Origin of the sequence: Lonsdalea quercina subsp. quercina, assembly GCF_000688655.1 — a bacterium.
Lineage (GTDB): Bacteria > Pseudomonadota > Gammaproteobacteria > Enterobacterales > Enterobacteriaceae > Lonsdalea > Lonsdalea quercina.
On sequence record NZ_JIBO01000014.1, the window covers coordinates 1 to 24,880 of the forward strand.

The window sequence follows — 24,880 nt, forward strand, 5'->3', positions numbered from 1 at the left end:
CCCGGGTGGTCGGTATTACGCTTCGACCGGCGCACGCCAGTCGTCGGAGCCTGAAGTTCCGGCGACGGTGTGTTCCCAGTCGATTTTGCGGTAGGACATGGACACCTGGATCAGCTGGGTGTAGTCCAGTTTGGACGGGTCCTGGCAGTGCGGCATCTGGCAGTCGATATCGACGATGGTGGCGTCGGTCAGCGTGGTGGAGAAGAAGTGCTCCTGCTTGCCTTCAACCGAGGTGCGGTACCATTTCAGGGTCACGGTCGGCAGCATTTCGCCGGACGCCAGGGCGTTGTACATCAGCGGAACGGCTTTGTTCAGCGCCACGGTGAATTTGAACGGCTTGTGCACACGCTGGCCGGACGGCTGACCGGACTGCGGGTCGGTCGGGACGGTCACGATGTGTTTGAATTCCTGCACCAGCATTTCATCTTCGTGGCCCTGCACGTAGATGTTGCCGACGGAGTCGGACGTGAAGGCACCGGCGGTGATGTTGCCCTGAGTTTTCCCTTCAATGCTGATATAACATGGGGTTGGCATAGTCTTGCTCCTAGTTGTTGAACGGTTTTTACTTTCGCCCGCTTAACAATGCAATGACTATGCCAAGTTTTATCTCACTGTTTTATAACGGAATTTAAAATACGCGTTTTACCCTAACCAATACCTGAGCAAAATATTGCGCAAGATGCGCAGATCGTTTGCAAACATTGCGCAAAAAGTGATTTGTGCTGGAAAGTGCGCAAGAAGTTGCGCAGATTTGGCAATTGTTCTGATAATTTGACTTAGCGATCGCCAGAGTCTGTCATGCTGATAGGTGAGGGCGATTGATCATTCACTCTAGCGGCGAGAAACTTGAATTGTTGCCGATGCAATAATTTTCACATCAACTTTTTAACTATTGCGCAGGGTCAGCGATCCATCGTGAACTTGCCAACGCCATCACCCGGCCCTCTTCTGAATAACCCTATCGCTGCACTGTGCCCTGTCCAACCCACAAAAAAAAACGCTTGCCGAACGTCGACAAGCGTCAATAAACATCAGGTCTTAAAGACTAGGGGTGGTGCCTCACTCAACGTAATGTCCGAAACGTTTCATGAAATAGTCTTCATGTCATGGTGGACGATAGGCACCGATAAGGGCTCTGCGTCATTCCCAGGGTTATGAAGCCGAAGCAAACATAGAAAATGGAATGAGCATCTACGGTGAGCATTCTGCATCAACCGTGCCACTCTTGCCATAGTGATTAATCTTAAAGGCCAAACCACTAATAATTATTTGAAAAACAATAAGATTTAATACTGAGTCTGTCATGCCGTCGCTGCTGACTCTATCCCAAGGCGTAAAAGCAAAAACGCCAGCCTGTCACCTGTGAGAGACAGTCTGGCATTGATTATAAATAAGCATGGATAATCAATGTGTTATCCGTCTTCTTTTGGCGACAGTTTGCGACTGGAACTGTCGCTAAAAGAAGACAGCCCCGAGATCACCACTTACGGCCAAAAACCAGGGCTTTGCGGTAAGAGACCGCCTTTATCTGCGACGGTCAACGGGGATGCCAGAAGGCCCCCTTTATCAGCCTCGTGGCTGCGGTGATCATGCTTCCTGCGACAGTTGCTCCAGGCTCTTGCGCGCCAGGCTGTACAGATAATGCGCCGTCGGGAACAGTACCCGGTCGTCCACCCGGAATTTAGGGTGATGCAGCGCGTACGGCCCGCCGGAGCCGACCATCATGAACGTACCCGGTAGCTGCTGCTGATAAAATGAAAAGTCTTCACCGATAGGACTGGCTTCTACCCGACGAGCCTCGAACCCCTCATCGCTGGCGACCTGCAGGGAAAATTCCACCCAACGAGGCGTATTGACGACTGACGGCGGCCCGGCGTGCCAGAGCAGTTCAATCTCCGCACCGTAGGTACTGGCGATACCCGCAATAATTTGCCGAAAACGCTGTTCAATCAGGTCGCGCGCTTCCGCACTAAAGGTCCGCACCGTGCCTTCCAGATAGGCCGTATCGGGGATGACGTTCCAGGTACTGCCGCTATGCACCTGCGTAATCGACACCACCGCGTTGTTGTCCGACGGTACATTACGGCTGATGATCGTTTGCACCGCGCCGATCAGCTGTCCCACAATCACGATCGGATCATTACCTTCGTGCGGTTTGGCCGCGTGACACCCTTTGGCGGCGATCTTGACTTCAAAACGATCGACGCCCGCGGTCAGTGCGCCATCCTTCCCCCCGATCACGCCGACCGGCAGCGTTGGATCATTGTGGATCCCAAAAATCGCCGTCGCTCCGTCCAGCGCGCCGGTAGCGATGACGTCAGGCGCCCCTAATCCGGTCTCTTCCGCTGCCTGAAACAGAATGCGCACCCGGCCTTTTAGCTCGGACTCTGCCCGTTTCAGCAATATCGCCGCGCCCAGCGCCGCCGACGTATGAAAATCGTGCCCGCAGGCGTGCATCACGCCCTGGTGGTGAGAGCTGAACGCGACGCCGGACTCTTCTTCAATCGGCAAGGCATCAATATCCGCGCGCACCACGACCATCGGCTCCGCCTCGGGGCTGCCGATCTCTGCCACCAGCCCGGTTTTCAGCGGCAGGTCGAGGATGCGAATGCCCTCTTTTTCCAGCTCGGAGCGGATTTTACGGGTGGTTTCGAACTCCTGATGAGACAGTTCGGGATACTGGTGCATATCGTGGCGGAACGCCTGAACATACTGCGCCAAAGGTTCATGCTGAGGGTTCACTCTCATATGGGAAACTCCTAACGGTGACGCCGTCGGACAACGCCGGGCGTAACAAAAGNGAGAATCGATCAGATCACAGACTCTGTCGATTCCTGAATCGTCGGTAACGGCCGCAGGGGGCGCTGCGTCTGCAGGTTGTCGGCAAAACTGATGACCTGTTCCCCCGGTCCCTGCTCCACAAGGCGGTCGTCAGCCATGACAATCACCTGAACCGCCACCGCTTTAGGCAAACGGCCTCTCGTGGGTGAAATCGCCATTGTGGTGTCTTTTTTCGCCAGCAGCTCAATGGACTGCAGCACTTAATGCACCCGCTCTGGGTCCAGCGTGTGTTCGCCGATGATAATCGTGCCTGCTTGCGGCGACTCCAGCAAGTTCATCCAGCGTAGCCGCGGCGACTTCCCGAGCCGTACGACCCAATAATCGCCACCACGTTCCTCTTCGCGACGTCGAGACTGATGTCGTTATGCGCCGCGCGATCGCCGAAGCGTTTGATCAGATGTTGAGTGTGGATCAAATTCGCTCCTTATCGCTGACGCAACTGGCTTATTATCTTCTTCAGCCGCGCATAAACGAGGATCCGCAACCAGTACACCAGCCGACCTCCAAAACGTTTCGAAGAAACGCCGCGACTCGGCGGCAATCATCTTGCCCTCGGTAAGCAATTCGGAGACGCGTAGCGCGACTTACCCCCTGCACCTGTTCCGTCAGTCAATTACGTTCAGACCCTACCTCACGCATGTCGGCGGCGCCGAAATTGTTTCCAATCAGAAGAAGATCAATTAGGTGAGAAGCCATAGGTTACTCTTCGCGTCGAGTTCAACCAGGTTTTGGTCAGGCCGGAAAAAGGAGGAAAGACTGCTGAAAACAGCGTATTAGCTTAAAAATATAGCACACTGAATCAGTGGGACATATACCGTATGAGACTAAGATAGAACAGCAATAAAAAATCTTAAAAGACTTAATAATCAATACAAAAAGCAAAATCCACATAAAATACAGGGTTGAAATGTCGTCACATATCATGGATAAAAAACCATCATTTAGTTAGCGAATTATTCATCGCTACCTATAATTAACGTTACTGCCTTAATTTGATGGATCAGCTAAAGGAGCTAACGGGCGCAGCAGCAACTCAGCGCCAAATGGATTCCAAATGATTTCTTAAAAGGAGGAGCGGTACGATGACAGATAAGGCACCAGAACCCCCTTTACGCTTAGATGCTTATGCATTTTTCATCGATCTCGACGGTACGCTGGCCGAAATTCAGCCCACCCCCGAACAGGTGGTCGTCCCACCCGAGATTTGCAATACGCTGCGTACCCTGTTTACCGGTAACGATGGCGCGCTGGCGTTAATCTCTGGACGTCCCATCGCAGAGCTGGACGCGCTGGTCGCCCCGCTCATCTTGCCCGCAGCAGGGATCCACGGCGCGGAACGACGCGAAATCAGCGGGCAACGTCATGATACGCGCCTTCCCGCCAATATCGTCGGCCCTTTGCAGGAAGCGCTAACCGCCGCGCTGGCCGCGCTTCCCGGCTGCCGACTGGAAAACAAAGGCGCGTCCTTCGCGTTGCACTACCGTCAGGCCCCAGATTATAAGCCGGAGGTCACCGCGCTGGCTGAGTCGCTATGTGAGCGCTATCCGCAGCTGACCGTACAAACCGGCAAATGCGTGGTGGAACTGAAACCACGTGGGGCAAACAAGGGCGCCGCCATCAAAACCTTCATGGAATCTTCGCCTTTCGCCGGACGCACTCCGCTTTTCATCGGCGACGATACCACCGACGAAGCTGGCTTCCGTCAGGTGAACGCCCTCGGCGGCATTTCCGTCAAAGTCGGCCCAGGGCCCAGCGAAGCGCGCTACCGACTCGCCAACGTGGCAGCGGTCCATCTTTGGCTCACACAGCAGCAGGCCATGTATGAAAACAAAATTTCAATGGNAAGGAGCTAAAGCTATGAGTCGATTAGTCGTCATATCAAATAGAATTGCCGCCCCCGATAGCAAGAGACAGAGCGCCGGCGGTCTTGCTGTCGGCATATTGGATGCGCTCAAAAGCAGCGGCGGGCTTTGGTACGGTTGGAACGGAGACATCAGCGACGATCCGTTGCCTCTGAGGATCCAGAAAAACGACGGCATCACCTACGCCTCGTTTAACCTAAGCCATACAGATTACGAAGAGTATTACTGCCAGTTCTCCAATACCGTTCTCTGGCCCGCCTTCCACTATCGTCTCGATTTGGTGTCGTACGACCGCAGCGCGTGGGAAGGCTATTGCCGCGTCAATACGCTGCTGGCGGAACGCCTGCAACCGCTGGTGAAAGAGGACGATATTCTGTGGGTTCACGACTACCATCTGCTGCCGTTCGGCGCCGCATGTCGTCAATTGGGCTTGAACAATCGGATGGGCTTTTTCCTGCATATCCCTTTCCCGGCGCCGGATATCTTCAACGCGCTGCCGCCCTGCGAGGAATTGCTGGAAAAACTGTGTGAGTATGACCTGCTGGGATTCCAGACCGAACATGACCGTCAGGCGTTTCTCGAAAGCCTGTCCCTGCTGACGCCCGTTAAAACCGTCGGCGAACAGACTTACAGCGCGTTCGGCAACCTGTTCCGCACCGAGGTGTATCCTATCGGGATCGAACCGGAGAGCATCCGCAAAATGGCGGAGGGTCCGCTGCCCGCCAAGCTGGAAGAGGCCCGTCGCGGCCTGGTGAATTTGAAGAACGTCATCGCGGTAGAGCGTTTAGACTACTCCAAGGGGCTGCCCGAACGCTTCCTGGCCTTCGAGTCATTGCTGGAGCACTATCCACAGCATCGCGGTCACGTCCGCTATACGCAGATCGCCCCGACTTCGCGCGGCGACGTGCAGGCCTATCAGGACATCCGCCATCAGCTGGAAACCGAGGCTGGGCGCATCAATAGCCGCTACGGCACGCTGAACTGGACGCCGCTGTACTACCTCAATCAGCACTTTGAACGCCGACTGCTGATGAAGATTTTCCGCTACACCGAGGTCGGACTGGTCACGCCGCTACGCGACGGCATGAATCTGGTCGCCAAGGAGTACGTCGCCTCACAGGATCCAAACGATCCGGGCGTGCTCATTCTGTCTAAATTCGCCGGCGCCGCGAATGAACTGACCTCCGCGCTGATCGTCAATCCGTACGATCGCGATCAGGTCGCCAGCGCGCTGGATCAAGCGTTAACGATGCCGCTGGCGGAGAGGATCGCCCGTCACAGCGACATGATGGCGGTGATCAACCGCAATGACATCAGCCACTGGCGTCAGTCCTTCTTGTCCGATTTGAAAGCGGTCGATCTTTGCCGGGAGCAGCACAGCCTCGAAAAAAAAATAGCGACCTTCCCCCGGCAGGCGTAACGCCGCGGGGGCATCGCAGTCCGGCTCACCGCTGAGACGAGCGTGCGGGCAAAACGACGGCTCGCGGGTGGCAGATCGTGACGAGCGATGTCACTGGCCGCAGTTTTGACATCCTCAGATAGAGGTTATGAAGAGAAGTTGAGGATTTATTTCGTCGCTTTTCTGAATTGGCCGCATCGGGGTGAAAATTCATTTTTACATAGAAAACAGAGGATTGCGTCAAAATATCCCATACCGAATTACTGACAATCCCGGGACGAAGAGGTTAACGGTGATTTAGGGCAAGGTGACTGTCAAAAGCAGAGATGAATCTTATGATTTAACCGTGTGCCTACCGTATACGATACGTACTGATCGTGGGCGACACCACTATCAGCCGCCAACCCCCTGAGTCGCAGTTTCAGCACGTTTATTGGGGTAATTCCATACGGTCATTGGAAAGAGGAAGCGCCTTCTCTTCCACACTTAAACAGTAGCCGACCGAGCGCTGTGTCTTGATGAGCGGCTGCGCGAAACCCTTGTCGATTTTAGCGCGCAGCTTGGACATATGAACGTCGATAAGATTAGTCTGCGGGTTGAAATGATACCCCCATACTCGCTCTAACAGCTGCATTCGGCTGAACACTTTGCCGGGGGATTCCATCAGAATTATCAGCAGCTTAATTTCCTTGTCGGTCAGCTCAATGCGTTTCCCATCTCGCCATACGGTGCGTTGCAGACAGTCGACCTTCAGATCGAAAAAAGTCAGTACGGAACTGGACTCAGTACGTCGACGAGCGCGTCCGACCATGATATTCAGCCGTAAGCGCAGCTCGTCAAAATTGAAGGGTTTTCCCAAGTAGTCTTCCGCGCCCAGCTCAAGCCCCATCACGCGGTCAACGTCGCGGTCCAGCGTGGAAAGCAGCATGATGGGAGGGTGTGGCCGATCTTTGAGTTCGCGCAGCACGGTAAAGCCGTCCATCACCGGCAACATGCGGTCAAGCAGGACAACGTCGTAAACCTCTTGCTGTATCGCTTTTAATGCATTGCCGCCGTCATGAACGATACGGCAAGAGTGGCCGTGAGCGTGTAGTTTTTCGCAGAGCCAGTGACAATGAACAGAATCGTCGTCAACCACAAGAATACGCATGCAAATCCCCTGAAACCCAAGTGCATGTGGGGTTAGCGCTTTTTTGAACACCGGGTGAAGTGATTCAGCAAGCTTAAACATGACCTTATAATTTTCATGAAGATAGGAGGTCTTGGTCAAAAGGCGCCCCTATCCCTTCTCAGATAATAACAATCATTATCATTTTTAAGCAAGAATTTACTTAGCTTGCAATCTATTAAAAACCATAGAAAAGTGCTCGTTCGCGTAAAGAACAACGTGATTTATCACTAGGCCGAGCGACGATGGGGCGAAAAGAGTGGATTATTTCTTTGCGCCGTTGGTCTCACTGCTCCGGTGAGGCGGTGGCGAGCACATTAACAAAATTTAATGAATTTTGGCCCTTTTCAGAGCCTTTACCGACACAATGTCGGATTTTCTACTGATATACGTCAACTTTCCCATCGAGCGGCTGTATTATGCTTTTCCTCCATCTCCGGAGATAAATGATTTCTATTTTCATTTACATTCAAGAGTGACCGGCAGATTTACAGAGGAACACGCCATCTATGTCTCTTGATCTTTCACCTTTTTTCGCAGCTGAACACGGACTTCCCTTTAGCGGTCGCTGGGCCACCATGCCCTGGCGCCAGCAAAGACCACTTCCTTCTGGGGAAATCGATGCCGCCTGGCAGGGGTTGCTGAGTACCACTCAGACCGGCAACAAGCGCTTGCTGTATGTGCATATTCCGTTCTGCGCCACGCAGTGCAAATTTTGCGGTTTTTACCAGAACAAGCAAGATGAGCAAGCTATCGCGCGTTATTGCGACATGCTAATGCGAGAACTGGACCTGGAAGCGGACAGTCCGCTGCACCAGTCTTCACCAATCCACGCTATCTATCTGGGCGGAGGCACCCCCTCGGCGCTGACGGCCCGACAGCTTCACCAGATTATCAGCACACTGCGTAAGCAGCTGCCGCTGGCGTCGGATTGCGAAATCACCGTCGAAGGGCGCATCTTCAACTTCGACGATGAGCGCATTGACGCCTGTCTGGAAGCCGGAGCCAACCGCTTTTCTATCGGCATTCAGACCTTCGAGACACGCGTCCGTCAGCGGCTGGGGCGCCGGGCCAACCGGGAAGAAGCGATGGCATTTATCCGCAAACTGGCTGAACGCGACCGCGCGGCCATCATTTGCGATCTGATGTTTGGCCTGCCGGATCAGACGGTAGAAAGCTGGCGGGAAGATTTGGCGATCGTACGCGATCTACCGCTGGACGGGGTCGATCTCTACGCCCTGAACCTGCTGCCCAATACCCTGCTGGCGAAAGCCGTCGAAAATCAGCGGGTAACGCTGCCCGACGTGAGCCTGTGCCGCGAGCTTTACCTGATCGGGGAGCAATTCCTGGCGGATGAAAACTGGCGTCAGCTTAGTAACAGTCATTGGTCTCGCCACACCCGTGAACGCAATCTGTACAATCTGCTCATCAAACAGGGCGCGGACTATCTTGCGCTCGGCAGCGGCGCGGGGGGAAGTCTGCGCGGGCAGTCTTACATGATGGCGCGTCATCTGGACGACTATTACCGGGCGATCGGCGAAGGCCGTAAACCCATTGCCATGATGACGCCCCAAAGCGATCAGTACCGCTGGCGGTTGGATCTGCAGGGCGGCATCGATGCCGGATATTACGATCTGGCGCGTGTGCTGGACGATCCCACGCCTTTGCTGCCGCTGTTGCAACAATGGCAACTATGCGGTCTGCTGCGGTTGAACGGCGCGCGTTTTCATCTCACGGCGGACGGACGTTTCTGGGCAAGCAATCTACTGCAGGCTTTGCAAACGTTAATCCCGCCGTTACTGTTACCACAGGCAGCGGCTTAACAGATGAAACATTTGGATGTCGCGATGGGCAAATCGTGTAGCGAAACAGGAAACGAACTGATGGAAAAACATCCGTGGCTGATTTTTGGCGGGGCGAGCGGCGTCGGCCGGGCGCTGGTGGCGCTGGGGTTGCAGGAGTCGCGCGCCATTACCGCGCTGGTCCGCAACGCCGAGCAGGCACAGGCGCTGCGTGAGTGTGGCGCCACGGTAGTAGAAGGGGATGCGCTGGATGCGCGCAGCGTCCAGACCGCCTGCGAAACTGCGGGTCCGCAGGCGCGGATCGTTTCCACGCTGGGCAGCGCGGAGGCCGACTACGCCGGTAATCGGCTTATCATCGATAGCGCGGAGCGCTACGGTATCGGCCACATGGTGCTGGTTACGTCCATTGGCTGCGGGGAAAGCTGGCATTTGCTGTCGCCGAAAGCGCGGGAGATCTTCGGCCACGCTGTTCGGGAAAAATCGTTAGCGGAAAGCTGGCTGAAGACCAGCCGATTGAACGGATGCATACTCCGACCCGGCGGTCTCAAGTCCGGGTCAGGAACCGGCCTGTCCATCCGGGTACAAGAGGAAGCTTTCGGGTTGATCCATCGGGAAGATGTAGCTCGCCAGATCCAGCAGGTCATTGATGATGACGCCGTCTATGGGAAGACTTACTTTCTTATCGATCCGACGCTGACGCAGTCGACACAGTTTTAGTATATAGGGGAATGCCTGCACGGCATCCCCTTTCGCCTTATTGGCAAAAAGAGCCAACATTCACACGCGGCAGCCTGATACCGGCGGCACACAAAATTGATATAGCGGAATAACGGAACCGATTATGTTTTTTATACGGCACTACGATCCTGTACAGGGTCATCCCATTTTGAAAAATGATTTCTCGGGGAAAAATAATTAAGCAATGAAATGACGTCCCTTACTGTCGAAAGTTATTATTGCCATTATGTTAATCATCACAAATCAATACTATTTTTATAATCATTTAAACGCGTCGTCGTGATGACTTCTCCATAGAAATAGAATAATAAGAGAGTTCGTGCGGCACGATGCCTTAATAGGTTGAAATAAAAAATGGTTTGTTTTTGTTATTCGTAGATGAAGTTCCTTTTCATACGCAGAAAGTTTTTCTGGGCAAGGCACTTTTCATCCTCCGAAAGTGTTGCTCGCGCGAATAGCCCATAGCCATTGGCGATGTCTCGCTGAATTACATCTCGCCGGCTAAAAGCCGTCCCGGTATTCAGATAGTCATCCAGAAGCCGGAAAGCAATCAAGTAGGACTCGCCCTTGACCGCCCATATCGACGGCAGGTTCCAAAGGTTGAGCAACGCCTCCTGTGCGATAAGAGACAGCGTATCGCGAACCCCATCAAGATAATGTAACGTGGCGCCCGCCGCTCGTTCTAGCTTCCGGTTCTCGCCCGTTGCGGCGGCCTGCTCGATGGCATACTGGCCCGATGCGTAGGGCAGCATGGCGAAATGCGCGTTAACGACGCGGCCGTCAAAAAAAGNCATCCAACGCGTATCCAATGCGAAATCCCGAAACACGATGGCGCCTTTGCGCCCACGTTGCGCGTAACGCGACAGGACGTTTTGCAGACACATTTCATCAAAGNGGCGCGCCTCGATGATATTTTCCGCACTGAGTATGTGGTGTGAGGGCACGCCATAACGTTCAGCTAAATAAATCTCAGCAGGACTTAACGTTCCATAGGCTTCTTCAAGCAAACAAATATCGTTCTCGTCAATAAATTCTTTTTTTGATAATAATGAATGAACGCTATCAAGGATTGCTTTATTTAATTGACGCGGATTCTTTACCACCCACAAGATTTTCCTATGCCGCATTCGTTCATATAAAAAGCTAAAGTGAAAGCGTGTTTCCGTCAAACATGAAATCATTCTTATTCTCCTTAATAAATGAAAAATCCCTTTTATTGATTGATAACTATGCTAAATAAAGAGGAAGAATAAATTATTACCGATGGAAAACTGTCGCTGACTTAAGATGAGGTTGACACTAACATCTTCCTCATTCAACTGTTTTATTATCATGAAACTATCACGGCATAAAATAAGGAGATATTTCCGAAATAAAGTTATCGAGATAAGTAAAGAGACTATATCTATAGATAGGTGTATTGGCATTCAATAACGAAGGATGGTTTCTGAGATGATTATTTCAGCCATACCCGAGAAGGAAGATGAAGTGGATAGTCCCTCTGTGTAGTCTTGTCCTGAATAGGGTTGATACCTAGGACGTAAACTAGCCTGCCAAAAACAACTCTGGCAGCGTGGTGAAGAGGAAGAAGTAAGCCGGGAAAATGAGTGAGACGTCGGCAGATCGCTCGCATGACACGAGACCAAACAACAGACGAAAAAAAACCGCCGGTGAAATTCACCAACGGTTTCTTTATGGCCCTGTCTACTACGCAAACAAGACCCTGAGAATAGTGGTCGGCGAGAGAGGATTCGAACCTCCGACCCACTGGTCCCAAACCAGTTGCGCTACCAAGCTGCGCTACTCGCCGACGGGTGATGCTGTACTACTACTTCATGATGTCACTGACATCTGAGCTTGTGTGGTGCGAAGAGAGGGACTTGAACCCTCACGTCCGTTAAGACACTAACACCTGAAGCTAGCGCGTCTACCAATTCCGCCACCTTCGCATGTCACAAACTTTAGAAATTGGGGTGGCTAATGGGACTCGAACCCACGACAACTGGAATCACAATCCAGGGCTCTACCAACTGAGCTATAGCCACCATATTACCACTTCTTTACTACGTTTCCGGTACTCACTTCTCACGGAGTCATTAAGTACCTCCGCAGCTCCCGCACTACATTCATATAAATGCTTCGAATGGTGCGCCCGACAGGATTCGAACCTGAGACCTCTGCCTCCGGAGGGCAGCGCTCTATCCAGCTGAGCTACGGGCGCGTAGCGCCGTTGCGGGTGGGGATACTACGGATTTAATAGAAGCCTGTCTAGTGCTTTTTCGTAGAAAGAGCGCGTTTGCTTACGCTTTGCTCATTTCCCTTAAAATCATCGACTCTACCGCTTTCCCACCCGCTGTTTACGGGTGATTATTTCACTTCAGCCTGCTTTTTACCCAGACCGAGAACCGCATAAATCATGCTGACGAAGGCCAGGAATATCAAACCCACGATCAGCGACAGACGGGTATCTGCATTGATGTACATCCCAACCAATACGCAGAGCAGGAACGCCATCGTCAGATAGTTAACCCACGGGAACAGGATTGACTTGAAGGGGTGACCTGCAATGGCAGCCTGATGTTTGCGACGGAAACGCAGCTGGCTGACCAGGACCACAAACCACGGCACCATGCCCGGCAGAACGCTTGCGCTATACACGTAGACGAAGACTTTTTCCGGATTAGGAATGAGGTAGTTCAGGGCCGACCCGGCGATCAGGCACAGGATAGAGACCATTACGCCCGCCGCAGGTACGCCGCTGGCGGTGACTTTGCCCAAGGCTGCCGGTAACTGACGGTTTTTGGACAGGGAGAAGAGCATACGCCCACAGCTATACATGCCGCTGTTGCAGCCGGACAGCGCTGCGGTCAGCACGACGAAGTTGATGATACCTGCCGCCGCCGTGATACCGATTTTGGCAAAGGTCAATACGAAGGGGCTGCCGGTAGTGCCGATTTCGTTCCATGGGAAGATAGTGATGATGACGAAAATCGCGCCCACGTAGAAGATCAGGATACGCCACAGGATATTATTGATGGCACGTTTCAACGTCACCTGCGGGTTTTTGGCTTCGCCTGCCGTAATACCCACCAGTTCCACGCCCTGATACGAGGCAACCACCAGGCACAGTGCGAACAATAGTCCTTTCCAGCCGCCGGCCAGGAAGCCGCCATGTGCCGTCAGGTTAGCAAAACCGATTGCTTCGCCGTGGTTGCCCAGTCCGAAGAAAATCACGCCCGCGCCGACCACAATCATCACGATAATGGTGGTGATTTTGATCATCGCGAACCAGAATTCGATTTCACCGTACAAGCGCACCGCCGCCAGATTGGCGCCCGCCACCAGCACGACGGCCGCTATCGCCGGTATCCACTGGGGAAGTTCCGGGAACCAGAACTGGACGTAAACGCCTATCGCCGTGATTTCCGAGATACCGACGGCCATCCACATGAACCAGTAGCTCCAGGCGGTGAGATAGCCGAAAAAGGGATTGAGATAATTGTGAGCATATACGGCGAACGAACCGGCCACCGGTTCGAGAAACAGCATTTCGCCCATCGAACGCATAATGAAGAACACAAAAAGGCCAGCTACGATATACGCCAGCAGGACGGAAGGACCGGCCCACTTCAGCGCGCTCGCCGCGCCCATAAACAAACCGACGCCGATGGTGCCCCCAAGCGCGATCAGTTCAATATGTCTTGCCTCCAGACCCCGGTGGAGCTGATCTTCTTTGACTTTTTTTGTCATAAATCCTCTATCATTCCATGTTGTGTTTGTTTCTGCCGAGTTAATGAATTGTTTTATTTCGCCGGCAACGGTCAACGGTACCTCTCGCGCAAAAAAACGCCGCCCGAAACAGGGCGCCGGAAAAGATACAGCAATGCTGTTGGGATTAACATCTTCGGGGAAGGAGTTATAACTAAATAAGAAAGGTATGCGTTTGCTTATAACTCAATCGATAGCATTCAAGCAAACGCGGGGAGGAAGCCGGACTACAGGCGTCTGCTGACGTGATAAGCCAGATAGCGCAATAGCTTTATCTGCCGCGTGATCCGGCTGGGTTGAGACAGCAGCCGATACAACCACTCCAACCCCAGGTTCTGCCAGCGTTTTGGCGCGCGTTTCACGTGCCCGGTAAATACGTCGTAAGTACCGCCTACGCCCATATAAAGCGCTTCAGGATACACCAGACGGCAGTCCTGCATGATTCGTTCCTGCTTGGGAGAGCCCATCGCTACCGTCACCAGCTTTGCGCCGCTGTCGCGCACGCGCTCGAACAACGCCGTCTGCTGTTCAACGCTGAAATAGCCGTCCTGCGAGCCGACGATATTCACCTGCCAGCGACAACGCAACTCCCGTTCCGTCTGGGCCAGCACCTCGGGTTTGCCGCCGATGAGAAAGACCGGCGTTCCACGCTCGCCGGCGCGCTGCATCAAGGCTTCCCAGAGGTCGGCCCCGGCGATGCGCTCCACGCGGGCACCGGCATATTTCCGCCGGATAGAATGAACAATGCTGATNCCGTCGGCATATTTGTATTCCGCCGCGTCAATCAGCGCCTTCAGCGCGGAATCCCGTTCTGTCGCCAGAACTTTTTCGGCGTTAATCGCCACCAACGTACCGGTTTTGACCTGTTCGCCTGCCAGCAGATAGTCCACGCACTGCGTCATGTTCTCGAAGCCGTAGAGAGGGATCCCGCGAATCTGGTACTGTGGGATCGCACCATTGTGTTCCATTATTTTCCCCATTATTAGCGTCGCTGACTCGCGGGCGCAGTATGTTGCTCCGTCTTGGGGGGCGGGGTTATCCGCCAGCGCTGACGAATAACCCCTCCCACGAGCAGCAGCCAATACAATAGCTTGGCCAGCACCAGGCAAGCACCAAAGACCAGACAGAAAAACACCACCCGAGAGACGAAGGCATCCATCCCTTCCCTGACCAGCACGATGATGTTGAATATCGCGCCAAAGCAGAAAGCCTGCAAAATCGCCGCGTTATAGCGATTAGAACTTTGGCGACCGCGCTCATAAAGCCAATCGAACCACTTGATAATCAGCCCGACGGCCACGGCGCCCAACGGAATAAACGCCGCGCCGCCCATGACCAGCAGCGAGCCGATCAGCGTGGGCGACATCGCCAGTCCGCTGTGGTTATTCAGCACTTCCCAGGTGAAGTAGTTGGCGCTGTTGAGGATCAGCGCAGGTCGTCCCGGCCACAGCCAGCCGGGAATAAAGACATAAAAATCGCGAATGATGGGCGCCAGTCCCTGGAAATGAATTTCGTCGTAAAACTGCCACAGCCGGGCCAAATTTTCCCATGGGGAAAACGTATCCCGCGTCAGATACAGAAACGTGTAAACCGCCTCGGCGCCGCTGACATCAAGGCTATAGCGTTTCAGCGCCAGCCAGAACATCCCGACGATCCCCATCAATCCCGCCGCAACCAACATCGACAGTGAGATCCACCCGCGCACGATGCCAATAAACAGAAACAGCGAAAAGGCGATCAGGNCGTTGGCCCGCGTTCCGCCGACAATCATGTAAGTCAACATGCCGAAAGCCACCGTCGCCAGCAAGAATCCCAGCCAGGCACGTTGCGTCTGACGCAGGAAATAGACCNCCAGCATCGCCGGAATAAAGAAATAGAAAAAGCGTTTCAGCGCTACGCCAGACACATCGCTGGAGAAGATCTGATTGTAAGCCCGCAACTTAAACAGCAAGAAACCGTTGTGGAGAAAGAAGATGCCGACGGTCACCACCGCCACCAGCGCCAGCAGTCCCCAGACCAGGTGCGTCTCTACCCGGGAGAAGCTCAGCATCGGGGGGGAAGAAACGGCAGGCGAGGCGCGCAGCCGGGTTTTATACGCCACATAATAAATGGCGTAGAACACCGTCGCCGATAGCAGAGCCATCAGTAGGTACTGCGCCGGGACTACCGACACATTAAACCGGAACGCCAGCAGGCAGGTAAACGGGAAGCCGAGATAAAACGTGAGCAGATACAATAACGAAAACAACACGTTAAAGTTGAACCGCACCCGTCTGAACTCTTGCCACGTCAGAAACAGGATGAACAGCACGGAGACGAGGTACACCCCCAGAAGTCCGCAGACCTGCCATTCGGTCATACCGGTTCTCCCGCCGCCAGCGCCAGTGCCTGACGCCAGCCATGAATATAGTTTGGATTGAAAAACGCAATGTGCCGTTTATCGACCCGAGCTAGCGCCCGTTGCGCTTCCAGTACATCCGCCTCATCCAATGGTTCGCCGTAAAACAGCACCGGCAAATGTTGCTCCTGCAGATCCTGCCAAAACGGATTGTGACGGCTAATGACGAACGGAACGCCGAACTGTATTAGCAGGCACAGCGTACCAATGCCCTGCTGGCGATCAAAGATGAAGTAGCCCAGATCGCAACGGCGCAGCATTCCCAGGTAATCGTCAAACGCCATCTTCTGACGCAGCAGTTGAAAGCGTTTCACCCCGAACAGCGTATCGCCGACCTGCTGGACTTGCGCAATATAGTCATCGTTATTCTCGGGATAGCCCATGGGGACGATCACCCGCGCACGCTCGCCAAACTGCTCGTGAATCGCCCGCAGCGCCTCAATATGCCGGTTGGTTTTATCGCCGGAATTGCCGACCAGAATGGTCATCGGCCCGGCCTNGCCTTTCAGGTCGCTTGACGCAGCCAGCGTTGGGTCCATGCGCGTGGGGAAATAAAGTAATTGGGCGGGAATCTGCGGCTGCCGCTGCGCAAAATAGTTCAAATCGCCGCGCGTTGCGAACACTCGGCCAATGCGCCCCTGCGCACGGCGACGCATCAGATAGAACAGACGAGAAGCCATGCCGCTAGCCGTTTCATACAGGTCCGCGCCCCAGATGTGCCAATAAACCTGGGCGGGACGGATGCCGCCCGTCAGCAGCGCCAGCCACAGCCACGGGTTGAACTGGCCATGAAAGAAGAAACGGGTATCACGGCGCGCTCTGGCCTGCGCGACAAGCGCTTTCGCCAGCGCACGTTTATCGGGATAGCAGTCGACGGCCAGCGCCGGCAAATTTTGCAGCCATGCGGCCTTCTCCGGAGCCACCACCATAAAGCGCCGCACCTGCTCAGCGGGCAGCGTCGGGGCCAGCACGTCGTTAAAGAAACGCAGTACCGTCTGATTATGATGAGGAATATCCGCACCCAGCACGTGAATTAAGGGGGTCATGCTCGCCTACAGTAAATAATGAATATGCCGCAACACAGCAGGAAATAGACCAGATAGCTTGCCATATAAGCCTGTGCTGCGCCCAGTGCGCCATGCAAGGGGATCAGCCAATGCGCGAATCCCATCAGCAGGAGAAACTGGCTGATTTCGGTCAACAAGTAAAAGCGCAGAGAGGCTTTGGCAATGACCAAGTAGCCGAAAACGTAAGCACCCACTTTCATCACATCCCCTGCTAGCTGCCAGGGAAAAAGATCGCGCATCGCAACGAACTGATGTGAAAACAGCAGCCAGATCGCCACATCGCGCAGTAGCCAGACGACAAAACTCACTACTGCCACTGTGGGCAGCACAAACTTCAGCGACGTCACAATTTCCCGCGCCTGATCTCTGCGTTCGGTCAGCCGTGACAGCGTCGGCAGGAGATAGACGCTGAACGCTGCCGTGATGAACTGTAGATAGGCGTCGGAAATAGTGGTTACGCCCTGCCAGATCCCGACCGCTTCCCAGCCATAGTGCGCGGCGAGCAGATTACGCATGGTGATATAAGCGACCGGCAGCGTGATCGCTGTCATCAGCGCCATCAGGGTAAATTTGGCCAGCCGCCCCGCCAGCATCTGCTCCCAGAGCGGCTTTAGCATCGGCCAGCGCAGCGGGGTCGAACGTTGGAGCCACCATGCCGCCGGAATCGCGATCAGCGCCGGCACCAACGCCAGACCGACCAGCGCACCATGGTAGCCGCCCAGCCAGAAACAGGCCAGATAGGCCAGCAACCCAATCAGGCTGCCTGCAATAATCGCCAGCGCATTGCCTCGCGCATGGCGATACCCTTTCAGGATCGCCAAAAACAGGTTGGCATAGGCGATACCGACCTGAAGCAGCGCCAACGCCCGAACCACAGAGGCGAAACGCGCATCACCGAATAACGCTCCCGCTATCGGTGCCGCCGCCAACCATAGCAGGAGCGCTAGCGCCAGAGAAAACGCGGTCACCAGCGTGGTCGCGGTGCCTAACAGAGATCGCAGCTCTGCCGGACGCTGCTGATATTCCGCGACGTATTTGGTGACGCCGTTGAAAATGCCGGCGCCCGCCAGTACGCCCAGCACGGTGATCAACTGGCGGTAATTGCCCGCCAGTCCTACGCCGCTGGGTCCGAAAGCGACGGCCAGCAGCTTGACGACGACCAGACCAACCCCAATTTTGATCAGCGTTGAGGCGGCCGTCCAGACTGATGCCTTGGCGAGCGACATATCAGGAGAAGAAGCTCTGCACCGTGCTGATGACGGTACGCTGATTTACGTTGCGCAGGTTGTAAAACAACGGCAGACGCACTAGCCGTTCGCTCTCGCGAGTGGTGAAGCGATCTTCGCCGGAGAAACGCCCGAACTGCTGCCCTGCCGGGCTACTGTGCAGCGGAATGTAGTGGAAGACGGACAGAATCTCGGCTTCTTTCATATAACTGATAAAGTCATTGCGCTGTTCGATATCGCGTAGCCGTAGATAAAACATGTGGGCGTTGTGTATGCAGTCAGCCGGGACCGTCGGCAGTGCCAGTTTACCCGCCTGTTCTAGCGGACGGAACGCGGCGTAATAGGCGTCCCACAGGCTAAGTCGGCGCTCGTTGATGCGCTGTGCGGCTTCCAATTGTCCCCACAGATAAGCCGCCTGGATATCCGCCATCAGGTAGCTGGAGCCTAAATCGCGCCAGGTGTACTTATCAACCTGACCGCGAAAAAACTGGCTGCGGTTAGTGCCTTTCTCGCGAATGATTTCCGCACGGTCAATCAGCGCGGGGTCGTTAATCAGCGTCGCCCCGCCTTCACCGCCCGCCGTGTAATTTTTGGTTTCATGAAAGCTGAAGCAGCCAATATGGCCTATCGAGCCTAGCGGCCGTCCTTTATAACTGGACATCACGCCCTGCGCGGCGTCTTCCACCACGTACAGCCCGTGTTTCTGCGCCAGGGCCATAATGGCATCCATCTCACACGCCACGCCCGCATAGTGCACCGGCACGATAACGCGGGTACGGTCAGTAATCGCGGCGGCTATCTTGGTTTCATCAATGTTTAACGTATCCGCGCGGATATCGACATAGACGATGGTGGCGCCGCGAAGCACGAAGGCGTTCGCCGTCGACACGAACGTATAGCTCGGCATGATGACCTCGTCGCCAGGCTGGATATCCAGCAACAGCGCAGCCATCTCCAGCGAAGCGGTGCAAGAAGGCGTCAGCAACACTTTGGGACTGCCGGAATAGTGCTCCAGCCACTGCTGACAGCGGCGGGTGAAACCGCCGTCTCCACACAGCTTGCCGCTGCGCATGGCAGCCTGCATATATTCCAGTTCGGAACCTACGATGGGCGGAGCATTGAATGGGATCATATCGTCACCTGTATAGCCAATAGGCTGTGCTGTCGATTCGCGCGCCGCTGCCGAGATAAAGCCGCAACGCCGCAATATTGCCAAGTTGGGTCGCCACCCGTAGACGTAGGACATCCTGCTGTCGGCACCACGCTTTCGCCGCCTGCATCAGGCGGCGTCCTGTGCCGCGTCCGACTTGTCCCGGCCATGCCGCAAGTAGACCGATGCGCGCCTCCTGCTCCGGCAGCTGTCGCAACGTCACCCACCCCTGGGGCCGGTGGCGACGGTCTTCCAGCACTAGACACACGTCGTCAAACGTTCCGAGCACCGCATTTTCCACCCAGCGGGCATAAAATCGTCCGCTGTCTTCCGGCGCATACCACGGCGTGCGAAAACGGCTGAGCGCAAACGTCGNGCGAGCCGCCTCGCGCAGCGTGGGGAGATCGCTCTCCACGGCCCGACGTACGCCGTCGATCGCCTCGGCGTCCGGCCGGTCGGCTAAAGACACGCTAAGATCGACCTCGCTTTCCGCCAGCCGAAAACCCAGTGCGGACAACGCGTCCGCCCGCGTGGTCTCATGCGCCGGGATTTTCGCCTGAACGATGTCGTACGGCGCCAGCGCCGCTCCGCTGAGCACCGGCGCGGAGTCGGAAAAGAATAGCCTGCCGCTGGCGCGATGAAAAAAAGCGCTTTCCCAACTCAGAGGTTCCACATTGGCATGCAGCGGCATAAGCGATGTCCTGTTATCGTGCGAAGGGGATGATCGGCGGGGCGGCTATCGCCACACGCCTTTGGTGTCCACCACCCAACGTTGGCTGACCTGTTCCGGCGCAATCGCGCGGAACGAACGGTGATCGACCAGCATGACCAGTACATCAGCGGCTTGTAAGGCTGTGGCGCAATCCACTAACCTCGCCTTATCATGCAGCGAATCAGGCAACTGGCGGATATTCGGCTCGACGAGCAGCGTTTCTCCCATATGCCATTCGGTAATTCGGGTCGCGACATCCAGCGCCGGACTTTCGCGTAAGTCGTCGATATCCGGTTTAAACGCCAGCCCGAAACAGGCGACGCGAAGCTCGCTCGGACGTTTGTCAGTATTCACTAACGCTTCGGCGACGGCCGCTTTCACTCGGTCCACCACCCACTGCGGCTTGGCGTCGTTGACCAGCCGGGCGGTATGGATCAGCCGCGCCAACGCGGGATTTTGCGCCACGATAAACCAAGGGTCGACCGCGATGCAGTGACCGCCGACGCCCGGCCCCGGCTGAAGGATATTGACGCGCGGGTGGCGGTTTGCCAATCGGATGAGTTCCCAAACGTCGATCTGCTGTTCATCGCAAATCAGCGACAGCTCATTGGCGAAGGCGATATTCACATCGCGGAAGCTGTTTTCCGTCAGCTTGCACATTTCAGCGGTGCGGGAGTTAGTAACCACACACTCACCTTCCAGAAAGAGACGATAGAGCTTACAGGCGCGCGCCGAACAGGNCGGCGTCATGCCGCCGACGACGCGGTCATTTTTGATCAGCTCCACCATCACTTTCCCGGGCAATACGCGTTCCGGGCAGTACGCCACATTGATTTGCGCCGCGTCGCCAACCTGTTGGGGAAACGTCAGGTCAGGGCGCGCCTGCGCGAGCCACTCGGCCATCTGTTCGGTCGTGCCGACCGGAGAGGTCGACTCCAGAATAACCAGATTGCCGGGCACCAGTACGGGAGCGATGGACTCGACGGCCGCGCGTACGTAGCTCAGGTCCGGCTCGTGGTCGCCCTTGAATGGCGTCGGTACGGCGATAAGAAAGGCATCGGCAGGCACCGGTTGCTCAGAGGCGCGCAGATAACCTTCGGCCACGGCCGTACTGACCACTTGTTCCAGATCCGGCTCAACAATGTGAATTTCGCCGCGATTGATCGTCTCCACGGCGCGGCGATTCACATCAACCCCCACCACGCTGTGCTGCCGCGATGCAAACGCCGCGGCGGTGGGCAAACCGATATACCCTAGGCCAATAACTGAAATTGTATTAAAACTCATAACCTTACCTGATTTTCTTTTAATGCCGCGAGGATACGCTGGCTGGCGTGACCGTCGCCATAAGGATTCTGTGCCTGACTCATGGCCCGGTAGGCTGACTCATCCGTCAGCAGCTCCGAGACGTTATGCAAAATCTTCGTTGTATCGGTGCCGACCAGCCTCACGACGCCGGACGCCAGCGCCTCCGGCCTTTCAGTCGTGTCTCTCATGACCAGGACCGGCTTCCCGAGCGAAGGCGCTTCTTCCTGAATACCGCCCGAATCCGTCAGAATCAGGTAGGCGCGGTTCATCAGGTAGACGAACGGCAGGTAATTTTGTGGCGCTATCAGGAAAATGTTGTCGATGCCGCTGAGAATGCGATTCACCGGCTCGCTAACGTTGGGATTAAGGTGCACCGGATACACAATCTGGACATCCGGATGACGATGGGCGATCTCGGCCAGCGCGTGGCATATCCGTTCGAAGCCGTTGCCGAAACTTTCACGACGATGTCCCGTGACCAGAATCATTTTGCGCTGTTCGGATAAAAAGGCGTATTGCGCCTGTAATGGCCGATTCAGTTTAGGATCGCGGGCAATCAGGTCGCGAACCCAATATAGCGCGTCGATCACCGTGTTGCCGGTCACGTTGATGGCGGCGTCAGGCACATTTTCTTTCAGCAGATTCAACCGGGCGCTATCGGTCGGCGCAAAGTGAAATTGAGCCAGATGGCCGGTGAGCGTCCGATTCGCCTCTTCCGGCCATGGCGCATAAATGTCGCCCGTTCTCAGTCCCGCTTCGACATGCCCAACCGGAATACGCTGATAGANCGCGGCCAAGCTGGCCATTAGCGTGGTAGACGTGTCGCCGTGCACCAGCACCAGATCGGGACGGAACGCCTCTAAAACAGGTTTCAGCCCCGAGAGGATACGGCATGAGATCTCGCTAAGCCCCTGCCCCGGTTGCATTATGTTGAGATCAAAGTCTGGCTCAATCCCAAACAGTTCCAGGACCTGATCCAGCATTTCCCGGTGCTGAGCCGTGACGCAGATTCTTGACTCGAAAAACGTATCCTGAGCCAGTGCGTGAATCAATGGCGCCATTTTAATCGCTTCTGGGCGGGTGCCGAAAACCGTCAGGACTTTCACATTCGATGCTCTTTAGTCAGATAAAATAGGGCGTTCCGCCACAGGCTAAACCTGTCAGCGACGACGCGCCAATGCTACGCCTGCGCCAATCACCAGTCCCATGCTGCTCCACATCACCAGCAGCAGCAGGCGACGCGGGCTGTCGCGTTTCACCGGCTCTTCCGGCGTGCGCAGATAGCGATAGGTCTGGAACTGTTTTTCAACCACAGGCCCCACCAGCAGCGTATTCAGCAGCGCCCGATTTCGGTCGTAATCGCTGTCATACTGCGGGCCGCCTGCCTGCAAAAGCTCCAACCGGGCTTGTAACATCGGCACCCCCAGCAGGAATAGTTCAGAAGGAGGCAGCTCGTTAGCGGGCGTCTCCGCCGCATTATGGCGAATTCCTTGCTGGCGAGCGGCCTGCAAAGCCAGTTCGACGGCGTGCAGCTCACGATCGTAGGCGGCTTTAGCGACGGATTCCTGCTGCTTGATCTGCGAACGCATAAACACCGTGCGAGCCGCCCAGGCACCGTCGAGCGCCTCGTTAAGGTGAGACGCGGCGCGCTGGCTGGCGAATGCAATGTATTGACGCAGCAGGACGTTCGCATCGGCCGACGTTTCCGCCGTCAGCTTCACGCTATCGTTGGTTTTCTTGGCTTCGTCATACGGCGTGAACTGAATCTGATTTACCAGCTCATCCAGCAACGCGGCGTCCGCTCTCGTATCGCCTTTTTGATGCGCACGATAATAGGCAGACTGGAGCCAGAAATCACGTCGTGTGTCGTACGCCGCGGTCTGCATCACAAACTCAGCATAGGCTTCCGCAGTGATAGGAGGCTGCTCTGCGGGCGGGGTCGCAAAAGATTTGGCATCCAGGTTGCGCAGGAACTGCTGCTGAGAATAAAAACCGCCTAGCATATTCACGGTAGGTTTATCCGTGATCGCCGTGGCGCTCCACTCTTGCGGCGCGAGCCAGGCATATAGCATAGCCAGGGCCGCAAACAGTATGGCCGAACCGGCGATCCAGCGTTTTCCTTGCCAAAGCGCCTGGAACAGGCTGCGGACATCCAGTTCATTATCCCACTGGTTCTGCCGGACAACGTGATTCTCTGTACTCATTCTATCCCCAGATTATCGTGGTTGAGAGTAAGACCGCTCGCGCAGCTGACGTTTTACCCGCTTCACAAAACGCGCCACCCGCCACGCACGCTTCAGGCAGAAGCCGTAGAGGGAAAACATGAGCAGGAATAAGACTAGCATCAGCCATTCAGGAATAAATGGCAGGAACTCTCCCGCCATGCCTATCGCCGCCAGCACTGCGGCTGACAGCGTAATCAGCACAAATGCCTGACGAGAGGTGAAGCCTGCCCGCATGACCAGATGGTGGATATGCTGTCGATCCGCGGAAAACGGACTCATGCCTTTGCGCAGACGGCGATACATGATGGCGACCATATCCATCAGCGGTATGGCAATGATCCACAGCGCCGTCACCGGGTTGATCGGGTGTGCTTCTCCCTGCGTACTTTGCAACAGGAGCCAGATCGCCGTAAAGCCCATCATGGTGCTGCCCGCATCGCCCATAAAAACTTTGTACCGTCGGCCGAAAGCGCCGAGATTCAGGAGGATGTAGGGTAAGGTCGCAGCAATCATAGCGAAGCTCCACAGCGCCAGGCTATGGTTTCCGCTGTGATAAAGTAGAATGCCGATCGCGCCGAATGACACGCTGGACAGCCCGCCCAACAGCCCGTCGATGCCGTCCACCATATTGAACGCATTTATCGCGGCCCAAACGGCGAAAAGCGTCAGCAAATAGTTGAAAGGCCCAAGACTCAGGTTCCAGTCACCGAAGATATACCCCAGGTGCTGGAGCGTCAGACCGGCAAACCCCATCATCGCCGCAGCAACCGCCGCCTGTACCGTCGCGCGAAGGCGCACACTGATGTCGTAGCGATCATCGAGCGCGCCGACGACGACCAGAATGCCCGCGCAAACCAGATAGAGGCGAGCATGCGGAATATAATCATCGGTCATGAGAAAAGTGAAGCAGACCCCGGCATAAACCGAAATTCCTCCCACCAACGGTATTAGTCCCTGATGACGTTTACGGAAGTTAGGGCGATCAACGAGCCCGCTTTTCCTCGCCGCTTTGCGAGCCAGCAGCAGAAAAAGAAAAGAAAACAGAAATGTAGACGCTAATTGAGTACTCATAATGAGTAAGTTCACGATTTACAGCGCTTGATAATACAACTGGCTGTTTTATGAATGCCTTATTTTTACCTAACTTTTCAAAGAGAAAGCATGAAAAGCACAGGACAAAACGGTATATGGGCAAGGCATGGAGTGATGCATTAAG

20 protein-coding genes and 4 tRNA genes are annotated in these 24,880 nt (G+C 55.1%); 4 read left to right on the forward strand and 20 right to left on the reverse strand.

Features of this window, described 5'->3' with window-relative positions:
- Positions 1 to 15: 15 nt before the first annotated feature.
- The 4 genes from RZ35_RS13010 to RZ35_RS18355 form a co-directional block, all read right to left on the reverse strand.
- Entirely contained in the window at positions 16 to 534 is a 519-nt protein-coding gene (locus RZ35_RS13010) for an Hcp family type VI secretion system effector (RefSeq protein WP_026743708.1), read from the reverse strand.
- Between the two features lie 1,053 nt (positions 535 to 1,587).
- The gene (locus RZ35_RS13015) at positions 1,588 to 2,748 is read right to left on the reverse strand and encodes an amidohydrolase (protein ID WP_026743709.1); all 1,161 of its coding nucleotides are present in this window, start codon (positions 2,746 to 2,748) and stop codon (positions 1,588 to 1,590) included.
- Positions 2,749 to 2,810: 62 nt separating this feature from the next.
- Positions 2,811 to 3,041, reverse strand: a complete 231-nt coding sequence (locus tag RZ35_RS18350) for a hypothetical protein (RefSeq protein WP_026743710.1) — start codon at positions 3,039 to 3,041, stop codon at positions 2,811 to 2,813.
- Positions 3,042 to 3,115: 74 nt separating this feature from the next.
- A complete protein-coding gene (locus RZ35_RS18355; RefSeq protein ID WP_235195119.1) occupies positions 3,116 to 3,256 on the reverse strand; it encodes a hypothetical protein in 141 nt (46 codons plus the stop codon).
- Positions 3,257 to 3,923: 667 nt separating this feature from the next.
- Here RZ35_RS18355 and otsB point away from each other — a divergent pair.
- Both otsB and otsA read left to right on the forward strand, forming a co-directional pair.
- A complete protein-coding gene (gene otsB / locus RZ35_RS13025) occupies positions 3,924 to 4,694 on the forward strand; it encodes a trehalose-phosphatase (protein ID WP_026743711.1) in 771 nt (256 codons plus the stop codon).
- A gap of 4 nt (positions 4,695 to 4,698) precedes the next feature.
- Positions 4,699 to 6,123 carry an alpha,alpha-trehalose-phosphate synthase gene (gene otsA, locus RZ35_RS13030; protein WP_026743712.1) on the forward strand — a complete coding sequence of 475 codons (1,425 nt, stop codon included), beginning with the start codon at positions 4,699 to 4,701 and terminating at the stop codon, positions 6,121 to 6,123.
- Between the two features lie 409 nt (positions 6,124 to 6,532).
- Here the strand turns inward: otsA and RZ35_RS13035 are convergent, their stop codons facing one another.
- Positions 6,533 to 7,252 carry a response regulator transcription factor gene (locus RZ35_RS13035; RefSeq protein ID WP_051625576.1) on the reverse strand — a complete coding sequence of 240 codons (720 nt, stop codon included), beginning with the start codon at positions 7,250 to 7,252 and terminating at the stop codon, positions 6,533 to 6,535.
- Positions 7,253 to 7,779: 527 nt separating this feature from the next.
- Here RZ35_RS13035 and hutW point away from each other — a divergent pair.
- Complete coding sequence (gene hutW / locus RZ35_RS13040) at positions 7,780 to 9,093, forward strand: heme anaerobic degradation radical SAM methyltransferase ChuW/HutW (protein ID WP_026743713.1); 1,314 nt, start codon at positions 7,780 to 7,782, stop codon at positions 9,091 to 9,093.
- 60 nt (positions 9,094 to 9,153) lie between these two features.
- On the forward strand, positions 9,154 to 9,789 hold the full coding sequence (locus RZ35_RS13045) for an SDR family oxidoreductase (protein ID WP_036153438.1): 636 nt from the start codon (positions 9,154 to 9,156) through the stop codon (positions 9,787 to 9,789).
- 1,754 nt (positions 9,790 to 11,543) lie between these two features.
- Here the strand turns inward: RZ35_RS13045 and RZ35_RS13055 are convergent.
- The 15 genes from RZ35_RS13055 to wecA all read right to left on the reverse strand — a co-directional run bounded on the left by RZ35_RS13055 (position 11,544) and on the right by wecA (position 24,750).
- Positions 11,544 to 11,620, reverse strand: a tRNA-Pro gene (locus RZ35_RS13055).
- Between the two features lie 52 nt (positions 11,621 to 11,672).
- Positions 11,673 to 11,759 (reverse strand) — tRNA-Leu (locus tag RZ35_RS13060).
- A 20-nt stretch (positions 11,760 to 11,779) separates the two neighbouring features.
- Positions 11,780 to 11,855 (reverse strand) — tRNA-His (locus RZ35_RS13065).
- 99 nt (positions 11,856 to 11,954) lie between these two features.
- Positions 11,955 to 12,031, reverse strand: a tRNA-Arg gene (locus RZ35_RS13070).
- A 146-nt stretch (positions 12,032 to 12,177) separates the two neighbouring features.
- A complete protein-coding gene (gene thrP, locus RZ35_RS13075; RefSeq protein WP_026743716.1) occupies positions 12,178 to 13,560 on the reverse strand; it encodes a bifunctional threonine/serine APC transporter ThrP in 1,383 nt (460 codons plus the stop codon).
- Positions 13,561 to 13,805: 245 nt separating this feature from the next.
- On the reverse strand, positions 13,806 to 14,546 hold the full coding sequence (gene wecG / locus RZ35_RS13080; protein ID WP_026743717.1) for a lipopolysaccharide N-acetylmannosaminouronosyltransferase: 741 nt from the start codon (positions 14,544 to 14,546) through the stop codon (positions 13,806 to 13,808).
- A 14-nt stretch (positions 14,547 to 14,560) separates the two neighbouring features.
- Positions 14,561 to 15,937 carry an ECA oligosaccharide polymerase gene (wzyE, locus tag RZ35_RS13085; RefSeq protein ID WP_026743718.1) on the reverse strand — a complete coding sequence of 459 codons (1,377 nt, stop codon included), beginning with the start codon at positions 15,935 to 15,937 and terminating at the stop codon, positions 14,561 to 14,563.
- On the reverse strand, positions 15,934 to 17,022 hold the full coding sequence (locus RZ35_RS13090; protein WP_026743719.1) for a TDP-N-acetylfucosamine:lipid II N-acetylfucosaminyltransferase: 1,089 nt from the start codon (positions 17,020 to 17,022) through the stop codon (positions 15,934 to 15,936). The genes wzyE and RZ35_RS13090 overlap by 4 nt, the downstream gene beginning before the upstream one ends.
- Entirely contained in the window at positions 17,019 to 18,269 is a 1,251-nt protein-coding gene (gene wzxE / locus RZ35_RS13095; protein WP_026743720.1) for a lipid III flippase WzxE, read from the reverse strand. Before wzxE ends, RZ35_RS13090 begins: the two co-directional genes overlap by 4 nt.
- A gap of 1 nt (position 18,270) precedes the next feature.
- Positions 18,271 to 19,401: a dTDP-4-amino-4,6-dideoxygalactose transaminase gene (gene rffA / locus RZ35_RS13100; RefSeq protein ID WP_026743721.1), complete on the reverse strand. Its 1,131-nt coding sequence runs from the start codon at positions 19,399 to 19,401 to the stop codon at positions 18,271 to 18,273.
- 4 nt (positions 19,402 to 19,405) lie between these two features.
- On the reverse strand, positions 19,406 to 20,110 hold the full coding sequence (rffC, locus tag RZ35_RS13105; RefSeq protein ID WP_026743722.1) for a dTDP-4-amino-4,6-dideoxy-D-galactose acyltransferase: 705 nt from the start codon (positions 20,108 to 20,110) through the stop codon (positions 19,406 to 19,408).
- Between the two features lie 45 nt (positions 20,111 to 20,155).
- Positions 20,156 to 21,418 carry a UDP-N-acetyl-D-mannosamine dehydrogenase gene (gene wecC, locus RZ35_RS13110; protein WP_026743723.1) on the reverse strand — a complete coding sequence of 421 codons (1,263 nt, stop codon included), beginning with the start codon at positions 21,416 to 21,418 and terminating at the stop codon, positions 20,156 to 20,158.
- Complete coding sequence (gene wecB, locus RZ35_RS13115; protein WP_026743724.1) at positions 21,415 to 22,545, reverse strand: non-hydrolyzing UDP-N-acetylglucosamine 2-epimerase; 1,131 nt, start codon at positions 22,543 to 22,545, stop codon at positions 21,415 to 21,417. Before wecB ends, wecC begins: the two co-directional genes overlap by 4 nt.
- 54 nt (positions 22,546 to 22,599) lie before the next feature.
- Positions 22,600 to 23,643, reverse strand: coding sequence for an ECA polysaccharide chain length modulation protein (gene wzzE, locus RZ35_RS13120; RefSeq protein ID WP_026743725.1), 1,044 nt, complete (start codon positions 23,641 to 23,643; stop codon positions 22,600 to 22,602).
- 12 nt (positions 23,644 to 23,655) lie between these two features.
- A complete protein-coding gene (gene wecA / locus RZ35_RS13125) occupies positions 23,656 to 24,750 on the reverse strand; it encodes a UDP-N-acetylglucosamine--undecaprenyl-phosphate N-acetylglucosaminephosphotransferase (RefSeq protein ID WP_026743726.1) in 1,095 nt (364 codons plus the stop codon).
- Positions 24,751 to 24,880: the final 130 nt, after the last annotated feature.